This window comes from Rothia endophytica (assembly GCF_039543885.1).
Taxonomy (GTDB): domain Bacteria; phylum Actinomycetota; class Actinomycetes; order Actinomycetales; family Micrococcaceae; genus Rothia; species Rothia endophytica.
Genome location: NZ_BAABKP010000002.1, coordinates 327,928 through 351,612, shown reverse-complemented (window position 1 = coordinate 351,612; position 23,685 = coordinate 327,928). Strand labels below are relative to the sequence as shown.

Here is a 23,685-nt window from a genome sequence, read left to right as displayed (position 1 = left end):
GGCTAGTTGCCGCCCATAATCTGACTGAAAATACCCTCACTCATTTGTTCGGTGCACTGATCGCTGCGGGCAATGGTGAGCGCTTGTTCTAGACAGGTGGCGTAATTGCCGGCAGTCTCGGGGAAGAGTAATTGAACACCCGATGAGAGGCTAAGAAAGAGCGACCAGACCACGATCATAACCATCAGCAGCACCGAGAAAAAGGGGAACTTAGCCTTCAGCATTTTTACCATGGTGGTGATAGCGAGGCCAATGGTGAGCGCAAAAAGAGGCAGTGCAAGAGCGTTGCCCCACCCCGGAAAGTTGGTCATTCCAAAAGCGAGAACCAGTGACAAGAAGGTGCACCGCGACCAGATGCGGATGTTCTCTAGGGCTTCAAGGCTGGGCGCACTCGGCTGCTCGTGGTTCTCAGACATAGATACCACCTTACCGCCCCGCTGAAAAGAGCAACATCTCGTGGGTGAGTGAGCTAAACTATAGTCCATGCGTGTTGTTGTAATGGTCTCCGGTTCGGGCACCAATCTGCAGTCTATTGTGGACGCCGTTAAGGCCGGTCAGCTGCCCACCGAAGTGGTGGCAGTGGGGGCAGATAAGCCCTGTCAGGGCATTGAACGAGCCGTAGCCGCCGGTATCGAAACCTTCCTAGTACAACCGGCTGACTATCAAGACCGCCCAGCCTGGAACAGGGCACTAGAAGAGGCAATCGCTGCTTATCGCCCCGACTACATTGTCTTCGCGGGTTTCATGCGCATCGTAGATGCCCAGCTGGTGGATCGTTTTGCTGGCCGTATCATCAACACCCACCCCGCCCTTCTGCCCTCTTTTCCGGGAGCTCACGGGGTGCGTGATGCACTAGCCCACGGGGTGAAAGTTACCGGTCTAACCGTGCACCTGGTTGATTCTGGGGTTGATACCGGCCCCATCTTGGCACAAGCCGCGGTGGACGTCCTGCCCGATGATACCGAAGAAACCCTGCACGAACGCATCAAGCTGAAAGAGCGAGCGCTTCTTGTTAAAACTATCGGTCAGCTAGAAGCCTCCCCCTCAAACCCACAGTTTTAGCCCCGCGGGGCTGAGCCTGCGGGTCGGGGCTCTCAAATACGACTCACGTATCTCAACCACCTGCTGCCCCAAGCAGCACAAGAAACGGAGTTCATTAGTGAGCCTCATTCAGCTGGATCGCGTACCTCTCAAACGCGCTCTCATTTCTGTTTTTGACAAGACCGGCCTTGAAGATCTTGCCAAGGGTCTGCACGAAGCCGGGGTCGCGATTGTCTCCACCGGTTCCACTGCCTCCACCATCGCTGCAGCTGGCGTGCCCGTCACGGAAGTCTCAGATGTGACCGGTTTCCCCGAGTGCCTAGAGGGCCGCGTTAAGACCCTGCACCCCCGCGTCCACGCTGGTATCCTGGCTGACCGTCGCAAGCAGGAGCACATCGACACTCTGGCAGAGATGGACATTGAAGCTTTTGACCTGGTGGTCGTGAACCTCTACCCCTTCGTCGATACCGTGAAGTCCGGCGCTGATCAGGACGCCATCATCGAGAAAATCGATATCGGTGGGCCTTCCATGGTGCGTGCCGCTGCTAAGAATCACGACGCTGTAGCTATCGTGGTGGATCCGGCCCGCTACAACACCGTGGTGGAAGCTGCCAAAAACGGGGGTTTCAACCTAGCTCAGCGTCGCGCCTTGGCGTCCGCCGCCTTCGCCCACACCGCAGCCTATGACACCGCTGTTGCCACCTGGACCGCAGCCCAGTTTGAAACCGATGACGAGCAAATCTGGGCGCCCTTCGCAGGGAACTCCTTTGAACTGACCGACACCCTGCGCTACGGCGAAAACCCCCACCAGGCAGGCGCACTCTACACTAACGCCGCCGCCTCCCCAGGCATTGCTCAGGCAACTCTGCTCGGTGGCAAGGCCATGAGCTACAACAACTACGTGGACGGCGATGCCGCCCTGCGCGCCGCCTACGACTTTGATGAGCCTGCCGTTGCCATCATCAAACATAACAACCCCTGCGGTATCGCTGTTGGGTCAGCCAGTGCTGCTGACCCAATTGCTGACGCGCACGCTAAAGCACACGCCTGCGATCCCCTCTCAGCCTACGGCGGCGTTATTGCCGCTAACCGCGAGATCACCGCAGCCATGGCAGAAACCGTCAAGGGCATCTTCACCGAGGTCATCATTGCCCCCTCCTACAGCGCTCAAGCACTGGAGATTCTGCAAAGCAAGAAGAACCTGCGCATCCTGCAGTTACCCGCCGACTTCGCCCTGGATACCCTAGAATACCGCCAGATCTCAGGTGGGGCCCTCATTCAACAGGCGGACCGCCTGAACGCAGAGGGCGACGCACCCGAAAACTGGCAGCTGGTTGCCGGCGAAGCCGTCGACGCAGAAACCCTAGCAGATCTGGCCTTCGCCTGGCGGGCACTACGCTCAGCTAAGTCCAACGCCATCCTGCTGGCTAACCACGGTGCTGCAGTGGGCATCGGCATGGGCCAGGTCAACCGCGTAGACTCCTGCCGCCTCTCGGTAGAACGCGCCAACACCCTGGCCGACGGAGACGAACGCGCCCAAGGGGCAGTAGCTGCCTCAGACGCCTTCTTCCCCTTCGCAGACGGCCTACAGGTACTTTTGGACGCCGGAGTGCGCGCCGTCGTTCAGCCCGGTGGCTCCATCCGCGACGAAGAAGTCATCGCAGCGGCTCAAGAGGCTGGGGTGAGCATGTACTTTACCGGTGCCCGCCACTTCTTCCACTAAGAAGTTTCCGCTGGATGGCGGGCACCGATTCCGGGCAAAATTTATATCCATCGCTCGCTCGGAATTTTGCCCTCCATCCCGCCACTTCTTCCACCAACAGCCCTTGCACACAGAAGGACCCGCTGGTTTACTGGGTTGCTTCCTTCGCCTTTTCGGCAGCAACCTGAGTCAAGCCTTCAGAGAAGATCACCTGAACGTCAGTGGGGGAGAGCGCCGGGTAGGCCTCACCGCCGGTGGCCGACGCGATGGTCTGGAGCGCCTCCATGTTAGCGTCCTGCGAAATACCGATCAGAAGGATGAAAACAGGCTCATCGGAATCCTGCTCAGCCTGGATGGTGGAGATAAGTTCCTCTTGAGAGATGGAACCCTCATCGTAGTTCTCACCATCGGTTAGCATAATGACCACGTTGGCTGCCCCGGGTTCGTAATGTTCTTTTAACTCTCGGAAGCCCGCTAGCAGGGTGTCATGCAAAGCGGTGGGATCGGTGCTCCCGATAGACCCTGAGATGCTGGTTCCAGCCTCCTGAAGGAGTTCACGTTGAGTCTTCCCATCGGTGACCTCTTCCTCCATACCACGCACCGGTACCAGTTTCTGGTAATCGGCGGTACAGCCATCGGGTAATGCGAGATTACGGGAGAACTTCCAAAGACCTATAGAATCACGAGCTGGGAAGAGCTGTGACCCTGCCAGAGCGGAGTCCACCGTGAGATCCATGCGGGTCTTATCGGTCCCCTCTACGGGAGTCAGCATAGACCCCGAGGCATCCAGAATAACCAAAGCGTTCAGAGGGGCGGACTGCATGGAGTAACTCAGCCAGGTCCGCTTCAAGATTTCGGGATTGGTTTGGGTCAGCGGGGTGACACTGCCTAGAGCCCCACCATCCTCTAGAGCTTCCTGCCCTGTGGGCCGCAAGCCTGCCTCAGAAAGGGCCTGGCGGCCTTCATCGCTTGCCATAAAATTGCTGATTTGTGCGGCGGCGTCGTCGATGGTGCTATTGGTGCTGGTCGAGGTTCTGTAGAGCGGAAAATCCAGTATCGCTGAGCTGCTACCCGGCGCGGTTGCCTTGAGGGATTCACCGCCGTGTTCTGCGCGGTAGCGGGTAAATACAGCCTCGGTAACTATCGCTGCCGGGATTTCGCCCTTCTCAACCTGTGTGAGTAAATCTTCGGACGTGGGGGGTTCGCCGTCCACGCCAATGGTGGTGGCACGCAGGCCCGTACCTTCAACGAGCTTCTCGGGGGAACTGTGACCAGCTGATACTTCAGCAATTCCCGACATGAATGCCGCGAAAGCACCCGAATTTTGTTGAGGATCCCCCATTTTTGCGGCGTTGCCGTCAGCGAGGGCATCGGTCCAATGGTGGAAGCGGGGGGTATCAGTTGCGGTAACCACCACCGCTATCGTTTGAGCCAGTGAATCTGAGATGGGGGTCAGCTCGGTTTTGGCGTCGGCCATGGCCAGCGTGGCACGGGTTGAAGAATCAGGGATCCACAGGTTGGCATATGAGCTACCGCTCGCTGCCTGCGAAAGCACCTCTTCCGAGCTCTCACCGATATTTACATCAAGGGTGATACATTTTTCTGGATCAACCGGGATTTTTTCAAGAACCTGTGCCATGGCTGGCGTGGTCTCAACGGTGACGTTCCGGGTGGTAGCGCACTCAGGAGGTAGAGCTTGCTGAGACGGCGAGGTTCCCCTATTCTCACCTTCAACGTGAAGATGAGCGACTACTCCTCCGCCCGAAAGCAGAATAGTAGCTGCTGCAGCAGTGGCTACCCATTTCCGGATGGTTTTCTTTCGTTGTTGCTCGCGCACTGCGCGCCGCGACTGTGAGCTATCCACGGTATTGCCTTCCCCCATGACGATACTGAATACATGTGCGGGCACCTATGCCTAGTAGGTCAGGCAAAAGGGGCATAGTTGGCGCGTGTTCCCTAGTGCGCCATAATATTCTTTCAAAGTCTAGCAACAAAAGGGTATGTCTATGCGTGGATGCACCGGCGCACCTGGGCAATCAAGGTGTCCTAAAAATAGGGAACGTGCCGTAAGTTCAGTCAAGAATATATGCAAAATCGCCGTTCCGAAATTGTAGAGGTAGCTCGGTCTCTTTTTACCCGGAGCGGACAATCTGCCGCAATTTCTCAGATAGCCATGTCTCAATTGAGCAGACGGGGCACAGCTCACATACACTTAATCCTTAGAACCCCACCTTTTTACGGGTGGGAGTCTGCCCCTTGTGCCGGGCAGCGCCTGATTCACTACACCAAAGGATGTGGCATGACCAACCTTTCCCCGAACGTGACCAATCTGCCCCTGGCGGAGGTAGACCCTGAAATTGCTGAAGCGATTGCTGCTGAGCAGGGCCGCCAACAGAACACCCTAGAAATGATTGCTTCAGAGAACTTTGCCCCGCGCGCGGTTCTTGAAGCGCAGGGTTCCGTTCTGACCAACAAGTACGCTGAAGGCTACCCGGGGCGCCGCTACTATGGCGGTTGCGAGCACGTGGACGTGGTGGAGCAACTAGCTATTGACCGCGCTAAAGCGCTTTTTGGTGCTGACCACGCTAACGTCCAGCCGCATTCTGGCGCCCAGGCGAATAATGCGGTGATGCATGCTCTGCTCACCCCCGGGGATAAAATTATGGGCCTATCCTTAGCCCACGGTGGTCACCTGACGCATGGCATGAAGCTGAATGTGTCTGGCAAACTCTATGAAGTGGTTGCCTACGGCGTAGATGAAGAGACCGGCCGGGTGAACATGGACGAGGTTCGTGAGCTGGCTCTGGCGGAAAAGCCTAAGGTGATTATTGCCGGCTGGAGTGCCTACACTCGCCAGCTAGATTTTGCTGCCTTCCGTGCGATTGCTGATGAGGTGGGAGCCTACCTCTGGGTTGATATGGCGCACTTCGCGGGTCTGGTCGCTGCCGGCTTACACCCCTCACCGGTACCCTATGCCCACGTGGTGTCCTCAACCGTGCATAAAACTTTGGCTGGCCCCCGCTCGGGCTTCATCATGTGCATTGAAGACCTCAAGAAGAAGATTGATTCGGCGGTATTCCCCGGTCAGCAGGGCGGCCCCCTCATGCACGCTATTGCAGGTAAGGCAACCGCCTTCAAAATTGCTGGTTCTGAGATGTTCAAGGATCGCCAGCAGCGCACTCTTGAGGGAGCTAAGATTCTTGCAGAGCGCCTATCTCAGCCAGATGTCGCTGAGGCGGGTATTAGCGTTCTAACCGGTGGCACCGATGTACACCTGGTACTGGTTGACCTGCGCAACGCTGCGATTAACGGTAAAGAGGCAGAGGACCTGCTGCACGAGGTAGGCATTACCGTGAACCGCAACTCGATTCCTAACGACCCCCGCCCGCCCATGGTGACTTCCGGCCTGCGTATCGGTACCCCTGCGCTGGCAACTCGCGGTTTTGACGCTGAGGCCTTCACCGAGGTTGCAGATATTATCGCTGAAACCCTCAAGCCTGGTGTGGACGTTGCTGCACAGCGTGAACGCGTCACCTCCCTGTGCGGGAAGTTCCCTCTCTACTCCGGCATTGAGGAATGGTAAGAATGGCTGCTCAGATTCTTGACGGTAAGGCAACTGCAGCCACCATTAAGGGGGAGCTAGCCGAGCGCGTTGCTGCCCTCAAAGAGCGCGGACTAACCCCCGGTCTGGCCACCGTTCTGGTGGGGGATGACCCTGCCTCACACTCCTACGTGGGTGGTAAGCACCGTGACTGCGAAGAGGTGGGTATTGCCTCCATCCGCGTGGAGCTGCCCGAGACCGTCACCCAGGAAGAGTTGGAAGCAGAGCTGGATCAGCTCAACAACGATCCTGCCTGCACCGGCTATATCGTTCAGCTACCCTTGCCCAAACACATCGACACCCACCGTATTCTTGAGAAGATTTCACCCGAGAAGGACGCGGACGGTCTGCACCCCACTAACCTGGGTCGCTTGGTGCTGAACGTGGGGGATGAGCTAAATTCACCTCTCCCTTGCACCCCCAACGGCGTCATTGAGCTGGTGGAGCGCCACGGAATTTCCTGGAAGGGCAAGAAAGTGGCGGTACTGGGCCGCGGTATTACCGTAGGTCGTCCTCTAGGTCTGCTACTGACTCGTAAGGAAGTCAACGCAACTGCTACCCTGGTGCACACCGGCACCGAGGACGTCAGCGCAGCCCTGCGCGAGGCAGATGTGATTGTTGCTGCTGTGGGTGTGCCCCACGCGGTGAAAGCCGACCAGGTTAAGGACGGCGCCATCTTGCTGGATGTTGGTGTCTCACGAGTTGAGGATGCCGAGACTGGTAAGAAGAAGCTGACCGGTGATGTTTCCCCGGAGGCCGTTGCTAAGGCTAGCTGGTACTCACCCAACCCCGGCGGCGTCGGCCCCATGACCCGGGCTATGCTGCTAGTCAACGTGGTTGAAACCGCTGAGCGTATGGCGGATGCCGCTTAGCGTTCCACCTGCACTTCAAAGTCATAGCGGTCTGCGCGGTAAAGGGTCTGAGTGCTCTCTACCGCCAGGCCGCGGCTTGTAAAACCAACTTTTTCGACGCGTAGGGCAGCGGTTCCCTGGGGCACTTCTAGCCAGATGGCCTCCTGTTTTGTGAGGTTAGTAGCCGAGATGCGCTGGAGAGCTGATTCCACACTATATCCGCTGCGGCGCAGCTGTGCATCGAGGGATCCGCTCACCTCGGGTTGTAGATGGGCAAAAGCCTCGGGCAAAAAATGGGCCGTCTCCAGTGCGACTGGAGCCCCGTCAGCGCTGCGCAGGCGCTTCATTTCAATGACCTTTGCGCCGGCGTCCAGGGTTAAATCTCTGGCAACGAGCGGCGGAGCAACCACCATCTGGCAGGAGATTGTTACCGACTGAGGCCTGTGACCGCGGGCCTTCATATCCTCGGTAAAGGGATGCAAAGACGGTGCTCTCACGGTGTTGTGCTGTGCAGCAACAAATGTGCCCGACCCCTGAACGTGATAGACCAGCCCACGGTCAGCTAGCACCCGCAGTGCTCGCCGCACGGTATCTCGCGACACCCCAAACTCAGCTTGCAACTCGCGCTCCGCGGGCAAGGGGGAGTGGGGCGGCTGGGGCTTGATATAGCGTTCCTTTACCAAACGCGCTACCTGAACATACTTGGTTTCACGTGTAATACCGGTCATACTTCCAGTCTAGGTGCTGAAAAACTGCTCGGGCAGTTCACTACGCCGCTATTTCCTTTGACATAATGGTGAGCATGCAAACAAACGGCTCAGAGAACACAGCGCAGCAGCAAAATAATAAAACCGTGCTCATTGGAGCAAGCATCGGTATGGGAATTCTGGTGCTCCTTTTGGTATGGGCAATCTTGCAGGCAGCCCATGAGGAGTCAGTCCTGGGGTGGATTCTAGCGGGTGTTATCACTGCCTGGCTGGGCTTAGCTATCTATTTACTGGTGAGCGTCAACCGGACGTTGACTGCCCAGCGTAAGGCCTATGAAACCCACGCAGAGAAGCGGGCAGAGTATGAAGCTGATGTACATACCGAAAAACTGGCGCACTCCTTCCAGATTTGCCTAGTCCAGTCCAAAGTTATTGCTGAGCAGCTCGAAGCTGATGATGCTCACTCGCGCGACATGATTGACCGAGCCTTGGACACCATTAACTTCACCGCCAAAAACGGCATGGAGCTTGCCAAAGAAGGCGCGTAAGCCCCAAGGCCAACCCCACCGACTAGCAGCTTGAAAGCCCAGCTTTTTCAGCACAAAGGAAACCCCGTGAGCACCTCACAGCCTGAACAGATGTCAAAAGCCTCTATTGATCATGTAGATACCAGCGCTCCCCGCGCCTTCTCGGGCGCCCAGCCCTCAGCTGATTCTATGCACCTGGGTAACTATATTGGGGCCGTTAATAACTGGGTAACCCTGCAGCAGGACCACGACTGCCTCTACTTCATCCCCGATATGCACTCCATTACCGTGCCTCAGGACCCCGCGGTACTTTTAGAACGCACCCGCAAGACAGCTGCCCAGTACATCGCAGCGGGCATTGACCCCGAAAAGACCCCACTCTTTGTGCAGTCTCACGTACCCGAGCACGCTCAGCTTGCCTGGGTGCTGAACTGCATTACCGGTTACGGCGAAGCAGCGCGCATGACCCAGTTTAAGGACAAGGCAGCCAGGCAGGGTACTGATAACGCCTCGGTAGGTCTTTTCACCTACCCCGTTCTTATGGCCGCTGACATTCTGCTCTACCAGGCGGACGTCGTGCCGGTGGGTGAGGATCAGCGTCAGCACCTGGAGCTTACCCGCAACCTTGCTCAGCGCTTCAACTCCCGCTTTGGCGACACCTTTGTAGTGCCGGAGCCCAAGATACTCAAAGAGACTGCCAAGATTTACGATTTGCAGGAGCCGGGCAACAAGATGAGCAAGTCGGCAGCCACCGACAAGGGCATCATCTGGTTGCTCGATGACCCCAAGAAGACCGCTAAGAAAATCAAGTCAGCGGTCACCGACGCGGGCACAGAGATTTCCTATGACCGCGAGAATAAGCCAGGGGTCTCCAACCTGCTCTCCATCTACTCCGCCGTCACCGGCCGCGATGTTGACAGCATCGTCGCTGACTACGAGGGCAAGATGTACGGTCATCTCAAGGTTGATCTGGCAGAAATCGTGGTCGAAGAGCTCTCTCCCATCCGCGCTCGCGTACTAGAGCTCATGGATGACCCTGCAGAGCTGGACCGTCTGCTGGCAATCGGTGCTGGCAAGGCTCGCGAGATTGCTTCGGTGACGATTAAGAACGTTTACGACGCCGTGGGCTTCCTGCCCGCCCAATAGGTAGGGGCGCAAACAGTGGCGGTGTCACCAACCCTGCTGACCGGTGGTGGGTACCTGAGTATTATTGCTCGGGTGCCCCCGCCCCTTGCCGAGCGTATCGTTAAGTGGCGGCGTGAGCACGGTATGGTGGGCGCGGTTGCCGAGAGCTGCCATATCACCCTTCTTATTGCCCGGGACACCGCGGGTGAGGGGAAGCTTGTGCAGCTAGAGGCTGCCCTGGCTGGGCACGGAGCAGTTGAGGTGGTCCTGGGGGAGCCTGAGTCCTTTCAACCGGCTAGCCCGGTCACCTATCTGCCCTTAGCCCGCGGGGCGGACTGCTTTAGATACCTCCACAGCCGTTGCGTCGAAGTTCTGGGGAAATCAGAATCGCCCTTCTCCTATGAACCGCATCTGACTCTAGCTCATGGTCTTGAAGAGGCCGCTCTAGCTAGGTCTCTGCGTGATTTTGCCGGGCTTGATGCACAGCTCGCCGGTTTTACTATCGATCAGCTACAGGTCAACCGCTATACAGGGGAAACCTGGCACCATCTAGCCGATGTCAGCCTGCGCTAGCATCGCAGGCTAAAACCCCGCCGCCCTGCCGTTTATTCGGCCAGGCGGCGGTGTTTATCGGTGAAGGAGCTAGTGCTCTACCTCTGCTGATACTTTTGTAGTTGCGGTGCGTGAGATACCGTTGATTTCATTAGGAACCTCAGGTAGGTCAACTGATTCAAAGACTTCAGCTTCGCCCTGAGCAATTGTTGCTAGGGAAATGATGTGTAGTTTCTTGCTGGCGGGGTCGGTGACATAAGCGGTGTGACCATCCACCCAGATAGCAGGGCGGGGGTCCTGCCAGACGGTAGATTCTTCCCAGGAGTCCATAACATCAACAGCGCCCAGTTCAGCGCCGTCCTCAGCATAGAAACGTAGCTTGCCGTCGGTGGTGAGCAGCAAGTGTTCGCCCTGCTCACCGCGGGCTAGAGAGCGGAAGGTGTAAGAAACACCCTCAGGTAGTGCTACTTTGGTGCGGGTTTCAGCTTCGGTGTCGATGATAGAGAACTGCTCGGGGCGTTCAAGCTCAGCCTCTTTATCGGTCTTGTAGTCAGCTAGGACAAAGTGGGAGGCCTTAGAACCTGCCTGGTTTCCTGAGCGGGAGTATGGGTCTTCTGAGTTGCTGACCTTAATAAAAGCACCATCCTTGTAAATGAGGGCACCGTCCTGGCACCCTACGGTGTTGATGCCATCTGCCGCAACTGCCTCGCCGTGAAGACTCGGGCATTCCTTGTTTTCAACGATGGTCTTGCCCTCAGCATCGACCACAGCTGCACCGCTGCGCTCTTCATCGTTGCCCACGGCTACCAGGTAGCGGTCATTTTCCAGTGGAATAGCTAGGCCGTGATGGGGCTCAGGGAGGGTCACAGAGGTTGTTTCAAGCGTGGAGACAGTACGCTGATCTTCGCCGGTCAGGTCGGCTGGGTTATAGATGTCGAAGGTGCCGGTTTTATCGGCAAACATCGCGCTTTTGCCGTGATCCACTATAACGTGGCCGGTACCCTCGGCTGCAAAGCTCAGTGATGTAAGGGTGGGAGCGGTGGTGTAGTAGTGGTCGTGGTCCCCGTGCTCCTGCGTCCAGGCGCCCATGTCCAGCATGGTGTAGGAGTTGCCATCTGCCACTACCATGTGACGGTTATCCCCAGCGGGGTTAAGCCTCAAAAAACCTTCTTTTTCAATGGTTTTGAGTACCTCGAAGGTCTTGCCATCTAGGACCATGACCCCGCCATCATAGGTAAGTGCTAGGCGGGAGGAGGGTGCTGATGCTTCTTTAATTTCCGTCTGGGCTACGGCGCTAGAGGTTGCCGGTGAATTGGTAGCTAGGGTGCTGGAAGGGGATGCCGAACTGCAGCCTGCCAGCGCAAAAGCGGCAATGCAAATGACGGCCGATAGGGTTGATTGGTGTTTGGGTGTATGCATAAAAACAGCATAACTTAAATGAGAATCATTTGCATAAGAAGATTAAAAAGAACGGGAACCACCTTAATGGGCTCCCGTTCCAGTGTTGTTTTAGCCTAAAGCAGGTTATTCAATCCCTGTTCCTTGAGCTTTGCAACGGTGTTTTTCACGCTCTGTGCGTCATCTCTTACGGTGACTAAGAGTGCATCAGCGGTATCGACAATCACCACATCAGAAATACCAATCACCGAAATTTTACGGTGGGTGTTATTGACGATAATTCCGGTGGAATCCTCGGTGATGACATTATTTTTATCACCCAGGACAAAGAGATCGTCGCCGGTTTTCTCGATATTCAGGCGAGCAACCGCGTCAAAGTCACCAACATCGTCCCAACTGAAGGAGCCGGGAACCATGGCGACATCACCTGCTGCTGCAGCGGGTTCCGCCACAGCATAGTCAATGGCGGTCTTGGGTAGGGTGTCCCAGACTCTGTTCATGGTGGCGTCGCGTTCTGGGGTGTCCCAGGCGCCGGCAATCTGCATGATCCCTGCGTAAAGCTCCGGCTCATTAGCTTCAATATGCTTCAGCATGAGCTGGGCTGGGGCTACGAACATGCCTGCATTCCAGGTGTAATCACCGGTTGCAAGATAAGCGCTTGCGGTCTGGGCATCCGGCTTTTCCACGAACTCCTCGACGGCAAGAGCATGGGGGGCATCCTTGGCACCCAAGCTCTTACTGGCCTTAATGTAGCCAAAAGCGGTGGAGGGTTCGGTTGGCTCGATACCGATAGTGACAACCTTGCCGGTGGCAGCGGCAGCAATAGCTTCACGAACTACCGCCTGGAAGTCTTCAACCGGGTCAATCACATGGTCAGCAGCAAAGGAACCGATAATTGCTTCGGGGTCCCGCTGGTAGAGAATTGCGCTGGCAAGACCAATAGCTGCGGCAGAATCCCTGGGCGATGGTTCGAGGACGAGGTCTGAGCCCCGGAGTTCACGCAGTTGCTGGGTGACAGCATTAGCGTGGGCCTCGCCGGTAATTACCATGACCCCGTCGGTTGCAAGATCAACTAGCCGATCATAGGTAGCACGAAGCAGGGAAGAGCCTGTTCCGGTCAGGTCAAGAAGGAATTTAGGTTCTACCGCACGAGAGAGGGGCCAGAGACGTGAGCCCACTCCGCCGGCCGGAATGAGGGGGTAGAACCGTTCAAGTGGTGTTCTCATCGTGTCTAAGTGTACCGATAAATAACGTCATATTGCTGAAATGTTAGAGAAGTGTAGGTCCACCCTTGGGGGGCGTGTAGCTGTGAACCCCGTGGGCTACCCTGCAGTATCGCGCAGAAAAAGGCAATAAAGTCATTAAAAATTGCCCTAATTTCCGGTAAATGAGCTAAGGGTCTGACTGACACAATGTCATTATCACTCCTGAAAACCTGCTAATCTAACTGTTGAGTAGAACACACACTAGGTTGTTGTGCGGGTAGCTCGCGCAGGCAGATTAGAGCTGCTTCAACCGCATTACACAGGAGGTTATTCAGTGCCGAATACATCCAAGGGCACGCTGTACCGTGGCCGCGAAGGTATGTGGTCATGGGTTGCCCACCGCATTACCGGTATTGCTATTTTCTTTTTCTTGCTGGTCCACGTCCTTGATACCGCGGTAGTCCGTGTATCTCCGGAGGCCTACAACGCCGTTATGAGCGTCTACAAGAACCCCATTATGGGTGCCGGTGAAGCTGTATTAGTTGCAGCTATCGTTTATCACGCTTTTAACGGTATTCGTATCATCCTCATTGATTTCTGGAAGAACGGTGCCCGCAACCAGAAGGGCATGCTGTGGGGAGTGCTCGTTCTCTGGGCAGTCGTCATGATTCCTTTCATTATCCGTCACGCAATGCTCGTATTTGGGGGTCACTAGGCCATGGCAACACCGCTGAAAACTAAGATTTCTGTTCCCCGTAGCCGCGATCACAGCATTTCGGGCGTTAAGTACAACCGTTCATCTTCTAAGCGCAACAACTTTGAGATGGCAGCCTGGCTCTACATGCGTATCTCCGGTGTGCTGCTGGTTGTACTGATTTTCGGTCACCTCTTTGTCAACCTCATGATGGGCGAAGGTGTGCGCCGCATCGACTTCGGTTTCGTGGGCGGTAAACTCGCTAACCCCTTCTGGCAGGTTTGGGATCTGCTGTTGCTCTGGCTAGCTATGCTTCACGGCACCAACGGTATGCGCGTCATCATCGATGACTATGCAGAGAAGGACGGCGTACGTTTCATTCTTAAAGTTGCGCTCTTCCTCGCCTCAGCCTTCGTCATTCTTCTGGGCACCCTGGTCATCTTTACCTTTGACCCCTGCCCCGCTGGTGCTGACCCCGAGCTTCTTGCGTCCTTCTGCGCAGCCCCCTAAGTTTTCTAAGAACGAGACACTGAAGAAAGAAGCATTGACTAATGCAGGTACATAAGTACGATGTCGTGATTATTGGTGCCGGTGGCGCCGGCATGCGCGCAGCAATTGAAGCTGGTCAGCGCGTCCGCACCGCTGTTCTCACCAAGCTTTACCCTACCCGCTCCCACACCGGTGCAGCTCAGGGTGGCATGTGCGCAGCCCTTGCCAACGTCGAAGAAGACAACTGGGAATGGCACACCTTTGACACCATTAAGGGCGGGGACTACCTTGTTGACCAGGATTCAGCAGAGGTGATGGCTAAGGAAGCCATTGAAGCTGTGCTGGATCTTGAAAAGATGGGTCTGCCCTTCAACCGAACCCCTGAAGGACGCATCGACCAGCGACGCTTTGGTGGTCACACCCGTGACCACGGTAAAGCACCCGTGCGTCGCTCCTGCTACGCAGCAGACCGCACCGGCCACATGATTCTGCAGACCCTGTACCAGAACTGCGTTAAGCACAACGTTGAGTTCTATAACGAGTACTACGTGCTCGACCTGGTCATGGTTGAAGATGAGGACGGCGTCCGCCGCCCCGCTGGCGTGGTCTCCTACGACCTGGCAACCGGTGACGTCCATGTCTTCCAGGCCAAGTCCATCATTTTCGCTTCCGGTGGCTGTGGCAAGATCTTCAAGACCACCTCTAACGCCCACACCCTCACCGGCGACGGCATGGCGATTGCCCTGCGCAACGGCATTCCCCTGGAAGATATGGAGTTCGTACAATTCCACCCGACCGGCCTGGCTGGTCTGGGCATCCTGGTCTCAGAGGCAGCCCGCGGTGAAGGCGGCATCCTGCGCAACTCCGACGGTGAACGCTTTATGGAACGCTACGCGCCGACCATTAAAGACCTAGCACCCCGCGATATCGTTGCCCGCTCTATGGCTAACGAAGTGCGTGAAGGTCGCGGCTGTGGCCCCAACAAGGACTACGTCCTTTTGGATCTTACCCACCTGGAACCCTCACACATCGATGAGAAGCTGCCGGACATCACCGAGTTCGCACGCACCTACCTGGGTGTTGAACCCTACACCGAGCCTGTGCCTGTGTTCCCCACCGCTCACTACGCAATGGGTGGCATCCCTACCAACATCAAGGCTGAGGTTCACGCCAACTCAGAAGACATCATCCCCGGTCTCTACGCAGCCGGTGAGGTGGCCTGTGTATCTGTACACGGTTCAAACCGCCTGGGCACCAACTCCCTGCTGGATATCAACGTTTTCGGCAAGCGCGCCGGTATGTACGCTGCAGAGTACGCTGCAAGCGCTGACTTCCTGCCTGTGTCCGATGATGCAGCTGACGAAACCCTCGCCCTGCTCAATCAGATCCGCAACGGCGAAGGCACCGAAAAAGTAGGTCAGCTCCGTAAGGAACTGCAGGATGTTATGGACGCCGACATGCAGGTATTCCGCACCGAAGAGACCATCCACAACGCTGTCGACAAGATTGTTGAACTCGAAGAGCGTTACAAGAGCATCCAGATCCAGGACAAGGGCAAGCGCTTCAACCTGGACCTGCTCGAAGCTGTTGAACTGGGCTTCCTCTTGGAACTTGCCAAGGTTATGTCGGTCGCTGCCCTACACCGCAAGGAATCCCGCGGCGGTCACTTCCGCGAGGACTACCCCGACCGCGACGATGCTAACTTCATGAAGCACTCCATGGTCTACCGCGATGAGACCACCGAGATGGAAGGCATCAAGGGTCTGCGTTTCGACACCAAACCCGTGACCTTCACCCGCTACGAACCGATGGAGCGTAAGTACTAAAATGGCTGATTTTGAAGCACGTGAACCAGAATCAAAGGTTCAGTTAGCATCTGAAACCGGTGGCGCGGGCGCAACGCCCACTTTTGACATCACCGTTCAGGTACGCCGCTACGACCCCGAACTGTCGGCAGAAGTGCACTGGGACGAATTCCAGCTCACCATGTACGGCACCGACCGCGTACTGGATGCCCTGCACAAGATTAAGTGGGAGATTGACGGTTCGCTGTCCTTCCGCCGCTCCTGCGCACACGGTATCTGCGGCTCGGATGCCATGCGCATCAACGGCCGCAACCGCCTAGCCTGCAAGACCCTCATTAAGGACCTCGATCTGGCTAAACCGATTACCGTTGAGCCCATCAAGGGTTTGCCCTGCGAGAAGGACCTCATTGTCGATATGGAGCCCTTCTTCCAGGCCTACCGTGAGGTTATGCCCTTCTTGGTCAATGACACCCACGAGCCTGAGCGTGAGCGCTACCAGTCCCAGGAAGACCGTGCTCGCTTTGATGACACCACCAAGTGCATCCTCTGCGCAGCCTGCACCTCGTCCTGCCCCGTTTTCTGGACCGACGGCCAGTACTTCGGCCCGGCAGCTATCGTCAACGCCCACCGCTTTATCTTCGATTCACGCGATGACGCCGGCGATATGCGACTAGAAATCCTCAACGACAAAGAAGGCGTCTGGCGCTGCCGCACCACCTTCAACTGCACCGAGGCTTGCCCCCGCGGTATTGAAATCACCAAGGCTATCGCCGAGGTCAAGCAGGCAATTCTTGTCCGCTCACTCTAGCCGCTAGAGCATCTACAGGACGCCGCCGTGTCTCACCTGCCATCAGGGTAGGGGAGCGCGGCGGCGTCCTGCGTCTGGTGGAGAAGTGTCACAGAAGCGTCATAGAGAGGGTGGGGCTTCACGAGCGGTCTCACTTCGCAGGATTGCGGGGCAGGGGGTTATCTTAGATGTATGTCTTCTTCAGCAGCGATCACCCTTGATGTGAACTCTCCAATCTTTGAGCAGCGCCTTCGTGCGCTCACCCCGGAGCTCATCCGCTTCCGCCGTGAGGTGCATGCCAACCCCGAGTTGTCCTACCTGGAGAAGAAAACCACCGAGCGTATCTTTAGCGCTCTGACTGATGCCGGGTTGAAGCCTAAGCACCTCAAGGGCACCGGTTGCTATGTTGATGTGGGGGAGGGGCCTTACGCGGCAGCCTTTCGTGCCGACATCGATGCGCTGCCCATCCAAGAAGAAACCGATTTGCCCTACGCCTCCACAGTCAACGGGGTCATGCACGCCTGCGGGCACGACATTCACCAGACCGTCATGTTGGGTGTTGCCATCGCTCTGCATCGCCTGCACCAAAAAAACCCGCTGGGTGCGAGCATTCGTATTATTTTCCAGCCGGCTGAGGAACAGCTGCCTGGTGGCGCTGTCGATGTGCTGGCTCAGCGAATCCTAGAGGGCATGCCCCGCGCCTTTGCCCTGCACTGCGACCCCAAGGTAGATGTGGGCAAAATCGGAACCCGTATCGGGGCGATTACCAGTGCATCTGACACCATTAAAATCAGCCTTAAAGGTCGGGGCGGTCATACTTCGCGCCCGCACCTGACCGAAGACATCGTTTATGCTCTGAGCCAGATCGCCATCAATGTGCCCGCTGTGCTCTCTCGCAAGACTGACGTGCGCAGCGGCGTTCTGGTGGTCTGGGGCCAGATTGAAGCGGGGGTAGCCCCCAATGCCATCCCCTCCACCGCCTTTCTCGCCGGGACCATGCGCTGCCTGGAAGCAGACGTGTGGAAACAGGCAGGTTCAATTCTTGACGAAGTGGTTGAACAGATTGCTGCCCCATACAACGTCGAGGTGGAGCTAGAGCACTTCCGCGGCGTCCCGCCGGCAGTTAACACCGAAGACGAGGTTGCTATGCTCGAGAACGCTGCGCGTGCCGAGCTGGGTGAGGACGCAGTGGTGCTGGTCGAGCAGTCTATGGGCGGCGAGGATTTTGCCTGGATGTTGCAAGAAGTGCCCGGTGCCCTCATCCGTTTGGGTACGCGTGTGCCCGGGGGCTACACCTTTGACCTGCACCGCGGGGACTATGCCCCCGATGAACGTGCCATTGAAGTTGGGGTGCGCGTCATGGCAGCTACTGCCCTCCGCGCTATCCGCGCTGAACTAGTCCGCTAGAGGGCTGCCCTACCCAGAGAAACGTTGCAGGGCCAAGGACGAGAATATTTTTAAAAACCTTGAACTGGCTCGTCTCTGTTCCAGAATCCGGCTACTGCCGCTGTGATTAGCGTAAATAAGAGGGCAGTCACTCGGGAGCACCCAGAAGTGTAGTGTGGTTCACTTAGATCCTGGGCGGCCGGGGATGAATAGAAACTTAAATCACACTAAGATGTGTTGTGTTACGCAAAATATTCTCTGGGGCGGGTTAAAACACCGGCGCAAGGTCGCGCAGGGCACGCTTTCAGGGCCGTACGAAAAGGACCCTCATGGCTTTCTCACGCAAGCACATTGCATCAACCGGTTCACTGCTGGGTGTCTCCGCCCTCCTGCTTGCAGGTTGTGGAGCAGCTCCCGAAGAATCATCATCAGTATCCGGGGAGTCCAGCGACTACCTTGGCTGCATCGTTTCTGACTTTGGTGGCTTCCAGGACAAGTCCTTCAACCAGAACTCCTACGCTGGCGTAAAGCACGCTGAGACCGAGTTCGGTATTAACATGAAGGAAGCTCAGTCCACCGCTGAGACCGACTACGCTCCCAACCTCAACGAGATGGTCCAGGCCGGTTGTAACCTCACCGTTACCGTAGGCTTCGGTTTGGCTGATACCACCAAGGAAATCGCAGAAGCTAACCCCGATCTGCACTTCACCATCGTGGATGATAACTCCATCGAGCTGGATAATGTGCGCCCCATTGTCTTTGACACCGCTCAGGCTGCTTTCCAGGCCGGTTACGTTGCTGCAGCACAGTCAAAGACCGGCAAGGTAGCTACCTACGGTGGTATGGAATTCCCCACCGTCACTATCTTCATGGATGGCTTCGCGCAGGGTGTTGACTACTATAACCAGCAGAAGAACGCAGACGTTGAGGTTCTGGGCTGGAACAGCGACAGCCAGAGCGGTACCTTCACCGGCGACTTCGAGGATGCCACCAAGGGCAAGACCAACACTCAGAACTTCCTTGATCAGGGCGCTGACGTGATTATGCCCGTTGCTGGCCCCGTAGGTTCAGGTACTCTTGAAGCTGTTAAAGAATACAACGCATCAAACCCCGATTCACCCGCATCTGTTGTATGGGTTGACGCTGATGGCTTCGAAACCAACGCTGACTACCAGGACATCATCCTCACCTCTGTCATGAAGAAAATGGATGACGCTATCACCGAGACCATCAAGGCTGACATGGACGGTAACTTCACCTCCGAGGCTTACATCGGTACCTTGGAGAACGATGGTGTGGGCTTGGCTCCCTTCCACAACTTTGATTCCGAGGTAACTGACGAAACCAAGGCTGAACTGGACAAGATCAAAGAAGATATTATCTCCGGTACTATCAAGGTTGAAACCGCTGGCTCACCCACCGCATAACTCCTAGCAGTTGAGCCATAGTAAAGGCGGCTCGCACTCCCCCTAGGGTAGTGTGAGCCGCTTGTTTGCCCCCTGGTTCTTCCCTCGGCAAGAGACCAGTTAGACTAAAGCACAACGTATACGCGAAGCCACTCCAGTTTGCCGCTGGGTAAGGGGCTGCGCCGGTTCTTACACAGAAAGCCACTCGATGAAACTCGAACTGCGCAAGGTTACCAAACGGTTTGGTGATTTTACCGCTAACGACAGCATTGACCTGACCGTCACCCCTGGCACGGTTCACTGTCTCCTGGGGGAAAATGGGGCGGGTAAATCTACTCTGATGAACGTTATCTATGGTCTCTACCGCCCTACCGAGGGTCAGATGTTCATTGATGATCAGCCGGTGGAATTCTCCGGGCCTTCGGATGCAATGGCAGCCGGTATCGGTATGGTGCACCAGCACTTTATGCTGGTTCCCGTGTTCACGGTGGCAGAAAACGTAGCCCTGGGTGCTGAATCGATCAAGGGCGCTACCCTTGATCTTGAGTCAACCCGCAAGAAAATCCGTGAAATCTCTGACCGCTACGGCTTCCAGGTAGACCCAGATGCCGTGGTTGAGGATTTGCCGGTGGGTGTTCAGCAGCGCGTTGAGATCATCAAGGCACTGGTGCGCGATGCTGAAATCCTCATTCTAGACGAGCCTACCGCCGTCCTTACCCCTGCAGAAACTGATCAGCTGTTGGGTATCATGGATCAGTTGCGTAAGGACGGCAAATCTCTGCTCTTCATCTCGCACAAGTTGCGTGAGGTGCGCGAAATTTCTGATGATATCACCGTGATTCGCCGCGGTAAGGTGGTCGGTCACGCCCAGCCCACCATGTCAACCACTGAGCTGGCTTCCATGATGGTGGGCAAAAATGTTCAGCTAACCGTGGATAAGGACGCGGCCCAGGTCAGCGACAAAGTCTTTGAGGTTAAGAACCTGACCCTGATGGCAGATAACGGTGTGCCCCTGCTCAAAAATGTCAGCTTTGAGGTGCGCGGCGGTGAGATTCTTGCTGTGGCTGGTGTGCAGGGTAATGGGCAGACCGAACTGGCAGAAAGCATTATTGGCCTTCACCCCAAGGCAACAGGTTCTCTGAGTCTCAACGGCACCGAGCTGTTGGGTATGAGCACCAAGCAGGTGTTGCGCTCTGGGGTTGGCTTTGTGCCTGAAGACCGTAGCAAGGACGGGCTCATCGGCTCTTTCTCGATTTCCGAGAATCTGGTGCTCGACCTGTTTGATAGCCCTGAGTTTTCTTCAGCCGGTACTCTCAACCGATCAAAGATTTCAGCTAACGCTGATCGCGCTGGTACTGAATTTGATATCAGAATGGGCTCTAAGGAGCACACTGCATCCACCCTATCCGGCGGCAACCAGCAGAAAATTGTTGTAGCGCGCGAGCTGAGTCGGGACCTGCAACTCTTTGTTGGCTCCCAGCTCACCCGTGGTGTGGATGTCGGTTCAATCGAATTTATTCACAAACGCATCGTGCAAGAACGCGATAAGGGCGTGCCCGTTCTCATCGTTTCTACCGAACTGGATGAGGTCTATGGCCTTGCCGACCGCATTGCCGTCTTCTTCCACGGTGAGCTGATGGGCATCGTCCCACCGACCACCCCCAGATCTGTGCTGGGCCAGATGATGGCAGGTGCCACCTACGAGGAGGCGCTGGCAGCTGATACCGAGCACTCAGAGGCATCGAGTGGCTCTGCTGCTAAAACCCAGGTAACCGAGTCTGCTCCGCGGGCAGAAGGAGAAGAGAATGAGCGATAAGCAGCCCGCTGCCCAGCAGGTAGACCCTGCTCTGGCAGCCGACACCGACGCACCGACTCCTCCTCAGGATGTCCCTTCGCAGCTGGTGGAAACCCAGAAGCCCTCCCTCTTCGCCCGGATCGCCGGCGGGAGCATTGGCCTCTCTATTGGCGCAGCACTGGCTGCTTTCATTGTGGGAGGCCTGCTCATTGCTGTAACCGACCCAGCTACCCAGGCAGCATCACGGTACTTCTTTGCGCGCCCGCTGGATACCCTTGCCGCTGGGTGGAGCGCTGCTTATGACTCCTACGTAGCTCTTTTGCAGGGTTCAATCTTCAACCCCAATGGCAGGAACTTCACCCAGCAGATTCGTCCGCTGACAGAAACCTTAACCGTTGCAACACCCCTCATTTTTGCAGGTCTGGCTGTGGCGCTGTCCTTCCGAGCAGGTCTCTTTAACATCGGTGCTCAGGGCCAGATTATTCTGGGTGCCATCGTTTCAGGTTGGGTAGCCCTGAACGCGGGCCTCCCCGTTATCGTTATGGTTCCCCTGATTCTGCTGGGCGGTATCGTTGGTGGCGCTATCTGGGGTGGCATCATTGGTGTTCTCAAGGCTCGCACGGGCGCGCACGAGGTCATCCTCTCTATTATGATGAACTACATCGCTGCCAACCTTTTGGTCTACTTGCTGAAGACTCCGTTGCTGCAGCGCGAAGGTAGTTCTAACCCCATCTCAGAGAAGCTGGGCGAGAACGCCCTCTTTCCGCTCCTGCTGGGCCCGCAGTTTCGTCTGCACGCAGGTTTCTTAGCGGCGCTCCTAGCAGTAGCTTTCGTCTGGTGGTTGCTAAATAGCTCTACCGTCGGCTTCCGCCTGCGCGCGGTGGGCGCTAACCCCAACGCCGCCCGCACCGCCGGTATCTCCGTGGCATCGGGCTACATTGTGGTGATGGCACTATCCGGTGCTTTGGCCGGTCTCGCGGGCGCAGCCCAGGTAGCTGGAACCGAAAAAGTACTCTCTACCGGTATTGCGGCGTCCCTCGGCTTTGACGCCATTACCGTAGCGCTACTGGGCCGCTCCAAGCCTGTGGGCACCTTCTTCGCAGCTCTTCTCTACGGAGCCTTCCGCGCCGGTGGCGTATCAATGCAGGTCAGCACCGGTACTGACATTGACATCGTCTTGGTGCTCCAGGCTCTTATCGTTCTCTTTATTGCCGCACCTCCGCTGGTGCGCGCAATCTTCCGTCTGCCCGACCCCACCGGGGCACCGCGCACCAAAAAGAAGAAGTCCGCATCTAAGGCAGTGGAGGCAGCAGCATGAGCGTCGTAGCTACTCAAAACACTAAGGTCTCAGCTGAGACCGAAACCGGTGGTGTGAAGAACTGGAAAAACCCGGTTATTTACACGGTCTTGGCTCTGCTCTCGGTCTTCTTGATTGGGATCCGTGCCCCTGAGAAGACCATTAGCCTCGGTATTTCCGACGGCGTACGCTGGTTCCAAGCCGAACCTCTGCAGATTAACCCCCAGGTTTACGGCTGGGTGGCTGTGGTGATCATGCTGGCTCTAGCCGCCTACGCTCTGGTAACAACCAACACCGGTAAGCTACTAGGCCGCTGGGTAGCACCCCTCTTCTGGCTTACTTTTGTCACCGGTCTACTGGTTTGGGCTATTGGTTCTACCGCCAAACCCTCCCTGTCACTGGTCTCACTGCTGACCGGTGCGGTAGCACTGTCTATCCCCATGATTTTTGGTTCCATGGGTGGTCTGCTCTGCGAGCGCTCAGGCATCGTCAACATTGCTATCGAGGGGCAACTGCTCTTCGGCGCTTTTTCGGCGGTGCTGGTGGGCTCTCTCACCGGTAGCCCCTGGGCAGGTTTATTGGCAGCTATGGCCGGTGGCGTGCTGGTTTCGAGTATCCTGGCCCTCTTCTCCATCAAGTACCTGGTGGATCAGGTCATCGTGGGTGTGGTGGTTAACGTGCTGGTCTCGGGTCTCACCGGCTTCCTGTTTGCCCGCGTCCTGCAGCCCAATGCACCCACCCTCAACTCTGCGCCCAAGCTGCCCGGCTTCGAAATCCCCGTTCTATCACAGATCCCCGTCATCGGACCGGTACTGTTCGACCAGAATGTTCTGGTCTACCTCATGTACTTCGTTGTAGGGCTGATTTGGTTCGCGCTCAACAAGACCAAATGGGGTCTGCGTACCCGCGCGGTAGGCGAACACCCCAAGGCAGCTGACACTCTGGGTGTTAACGTCAATCGACTGCGTCTGATGAACGTGTTGCTGGCCGGTGCTGTAGCCGGTATGGGTGGAGCCTTCTTTACCCTGGTGTCGGTGTCCGCCTTCAACTCTGACATGACAGCGGGGCAGGGCTACATCGCGCTGGCCGCACTCATTTTCGGACGCTGGACTCCGGTGGGTGCCCTGAGCGCAGCCCTTCTCTTTGGTTTCTCACTGAACCTGCAGTTCGTGCTCTCCATTCTGGGCACCCAGGTGCCCACCGAGCTGCTGGCAATGTTGCCCTACCTTGTCACCATCTTTGCGGTGGCAGGTCTGGTAGGCCGTTCACGTGGCCCGGCAGCTGTAGGCACGCCCTACGTCAAGGAATAGCGACCGA

General features: G+C 56.6%; 21 protein-coding genes. 16 read left to right on the top strand and 5 right to left on the bottom strand.

What is annotated here, in order from left to right; all coding sequences use genetic code 11:
• Nucleotides 1-2: 2 nt before the first annotated feature.
• The gene (locus tag ABD982_RS08130; protein WP_345446304.1) at nucleotides 3-416 is read right to left on the bottom strand and encodes a hypothetical protein; all 414 of its coding nucleotides are present in this window, start codon (nucleotides 414-416) and stop codon (nucleotides 3-5) included.
• Between the two features lie 67 nt (nucleotides 417-483).
• Between ABD982_RS08130 and purN the strand changes: the two genes are divergently transcribed.
• Nucleotides 484-1,062, top strand: a complete 579-nt coding sequence (purN, locus tag ABD982_RS08125) for a phosphoribosylglycinamide formyltransferase (protein ID WP_345446302.1) — start codon at nucleotides 484-486, stop codon at nucleotides 1,060-1,062.
• Between the two features lie 97 nt (nucleotides 1,063-1,159).
• On the top strand, nucleotides 1,160-2,764 hold the full coding sequence (gene purH, locus ABD982_RS08120; RefSeq protein ID WP_345446300.1) for a bifunctional phosphoribosylaminoimidazolecarboxamide formyltransferase/IMP cyclohydrolase: 1,605 nt from the start codon (nucleotides 1,160-1,162) through the stop codon (nucleotides 2,762-2,764).
• Between the two features lie 127 nt (nucleotides 2,765-2,891).
• Here the strand turns inward: purH and ABD982_RS08115 are convergent, their stop codons facing one another.
• On the bottom strand, nucleotides 2,892-4,607 hold the full coding sequence (locus tag ABD982_RS08115; RefSeq protein ID WP_345446298.1) for a substrate-binding domain-containing protein: 1,716 nt from the start codon (nucleotides 4,605-4,607) through the stop codon (nucleotides 2,892-2,894).
• Between the two features lie 435 nt (nucleotides 4,608-5,042).
• Between ABD982_RS08115 and glyA the strand changes: the two genes are divergently transcribed.
• Together glyA and ABD982_RS08105 are read left to right on the top strand one after the other, a co-directional pair.
• A complete protein-coding gene (gene glyA / locus ABD982_RS08110; protein ID WP_345446296.1) occupies nucleotides 5,043-6,326 on the top strand; it encodes a serine hydroxymethyltransferase in 1,284 nt (427 codons plus the stop codon).
• A 2-nt stretch (nucleotides 6,327-6,328) separates the two neighbouring features.
• The gene (locus tag ABD982_RS08105) at nucleotides 6,329-7,216 is read left to right on the top strand and encodes a bifunctional methylenetetrahydrofolate dehydrogenase/methenyltetrahydrofolate cyclohydrolase (RefSeq protein ID WP_345446294.1); all 888 of its coding nucleotides are present in this window, start codon (nucleotides 6,329-6,331) and stop codon (nucleotides 7,214-7,216) included.
• On the opposite strand, the gene ABD982_RS08100 is transcribed toward ABD982_RS08105, so the two are convergent.
• Nucleotides 7,213-7,923, bottom strand: coding sequence for a GntR family transcriptional regulator (locus tag ABD982_RS08100; RefSeq protein ID WP_345446292.1), 711 nt, complete (start codon nucleotides 7,921-7,923; stop codon nucleotides 7,213-7,215). The two genes, ABD982_RS08105 and ABD982_RS08100, sit on opposite strands and share 4 nt — an antisense overlap.
• 74 nt (nucleotides 7,924-7,997) lie before the next feature.
• Between ABD982_RS08100 and ABD982_RS08095 the strand changes: the two genes are divergently transcribed.
• The 3 genes from ABD982_RS08095 (at nucleotide 7,998) to ABD982_RS08085 (ending at nucleotide 10,127) form a co-directional block, all read left to right on the top strand.
• Nucleotides 7,998-8,450 (top strand): hypothetical protein, encoded by a 453-nt coding sequence (locus ABD982_RS08095; RefSeq protein ID WP_251380627.1) that lies wholly within the window; start codon nucleotides 7,998-8,000, stop codon nucleotides 8,448-8,450.
• 90 nt (nucleotides 8,451-8,540) lie between these two features.
• The gene (gene trpS, locus ABD982_RS08090; protein ID WP_345446336.1) at nucleotides 8,541-9,575 is read left to right on the top strand and encodes a tryptophan--tRNA ligase; all 1,035 of its coding nucleotides are present in this window, start codon (nucleotides 8,541-8,543) and stop codon (nucleotides 9,573-9,575) included.
• Between the two features lie 15 nt (nucleotides 9,576-9,590).
• Complete coding sequence (locus ABD982_RS08085) at nucleotides 9,591-10,127, top strand: 2'-5' RNA ligase family protein (protein WP_345446289.1); 537 nt, start codon at nucleotides 9,591-9,593, stop codon at nucleotides 10,125-10,127.
• A gap of 69 nt (nucleotides 10,128-10,196) precedes the next feature.
• Here the strand turns inward: ABD982_RS08085 and ABD982_RS08080 are convergent, their stop codons facing one another.
• Together ABD982_RS08080 and ABD982_RS08075 are read right to left on the bottom strand one after the other, a co-directional pair.
• On the bottom strand, nucleotides 10,197-11,525 hold the full coding sequence (locus tag ABD982_RS08080) for a hypothetical protein (protein WP_345446287.1): 1,329 nt from the start codon (nucleotides 11,523-11,525) through the stop codon (nucleotides 10,197-10,199).
• Between the two features lie 95 nt (nucleotides 11,526-11,620).
• Nucleotides 11,621-12,730 carry a mannose-1-phosphate guanylyltransferase gene (locus tag ABD982_RS08075; protein ID WP_345446285.1) on the bottom strand — a complete coding sequence of 370 codons (1,110 nt, stop codon included), beginning with the start codon at nucleotides 12,728-12,730 and terminating at the stop codon, nucleotides 11,621-11,623.
• Nucleotides 12,731-13,043: 313 nt separating this feature from the next.
• Here ABD982_RS08075 and sdhC point away from each other — a divergent pair, with 313 nt between their 5' ends.
• The 9 genes from sdhC (at nucleotide 13,044) to ABD982_RS08030 (ending at nucleotide 23,678) form a co-directional block, all read left to right on the top strand.
• A complete protein-coding gene (gene sdhC / locus ABD982_RS08070) occupies nucleotides 13,044-13,424 on the top strand; it encodes a succinate dehydrogenase, cytochrome b556 subunit (protein ID WP_251380631.1) in 381 nt (126 codons plus the stop codon).
• A gap of 3 nt (nucleotides 13,425-13,427) precedes the next feature.
• A complete protein-coding gene (gene sdhD, locus ABD982_RS08065) occupies nucleotides 13,428-13,913 on the top strand; it encodes a succinate dehydrogenase, hydrophobic membrane anchor protein (RefSeq protein ID WP_345446283.1) in 486 nt (161 codons plus the stop codon).
• A gap of 41 nt (nucleotides 13,914-13,954) precedes the next feature.
• Entirely contained in the window at nucleotides 13,955-15,718 is a 1,764-nt protein-coding gene (sdhA, locus tag ABD982_RS08060) for a succinate dehydrogenase flavoprotein subunit (protein ID WP_345446282.1), read from the top strand.
• 1 nt (nucleotide 15,719) lies between these two features.
• Complete coding sequence (locus ABD982_RS08055) at nucleotides 15,720-16,505, top strand: succinate dehydrogenase iron-sulfur subunit (protein WP_345446280.1); 786 nt, start codon at nucleotides 15,720-15,722, stop codon at nucleotides 16,503-16,505.
• Between the two features lie 171 nt (nucleotides 16,506-16,676).
• Nucleotides 16,677-17,891: an amidohydrolase gene (locus tag ABD982_RS08050; RefSeq protein ID WP_345446278.1), complete on the top strand. Its 1,215-nt coding sequence runs from the start codon at nucleotides 16,677-16,679 to the stop codon at nucleotides 17,889-17,891.
• Nucleotides 17,892-18,199: 308 nt separating this feature from the next.
• Nucleotides 18,200-19,297 (top strand): BMP family lipoprotein, encoded by a 1,098-nt coding sequence (locus ABD982_RS08045; protein WP_345446277.1) that lies wholly within the window; start codon nucleotides 18,200-18,202, stop codon nucleotides 19,295-19,297.
• Between the two features lie 187 nt (nucleotides 19,298-19,484).
• Nucleotides 19,485-21,092, top strand: coding sequence for an ABC transporter ATP-binding protein (locus ABD982_RS08040; RefSeq protein WP_345446275.1), 1,608 nt, complete (start codon nucleotides 19,485-19,487; stop codon nucleotides 21,090-21,092).
• Nucleotides 21,082-22,389, top strand: a complete 1,308-nt coding sequence (locus tag ABD982_RS08035) for an ABC transporter permease (RefSeq protein ID WP_251380638.1) — start codon at nucleotides 21,082-21,084, stop codon at nucleotides 22,387-22,389. Before ABD982_RS08040 ends, ABD982_RS08035 begins: the two co-directional genes overlap by 11 nt.
• Nucleotides 22,386-23,678, top strand: a complete 1,293-nt coding sequence (locus ABD982_RS08030) for an ABC transporter permease (RefSeq protein WP_251380639.1) — start codon at nucleotides 22,386-22,388, stop codon at nucleotides 23,676-23,678. The genes ABD982_RS08035 and ABD982_RS08030 overlap by 4 nt, the downstream gene beginning before the upstream one ends.
• Nucleotides 23,679-23,685: the final 7 nt, after the last annotated feature.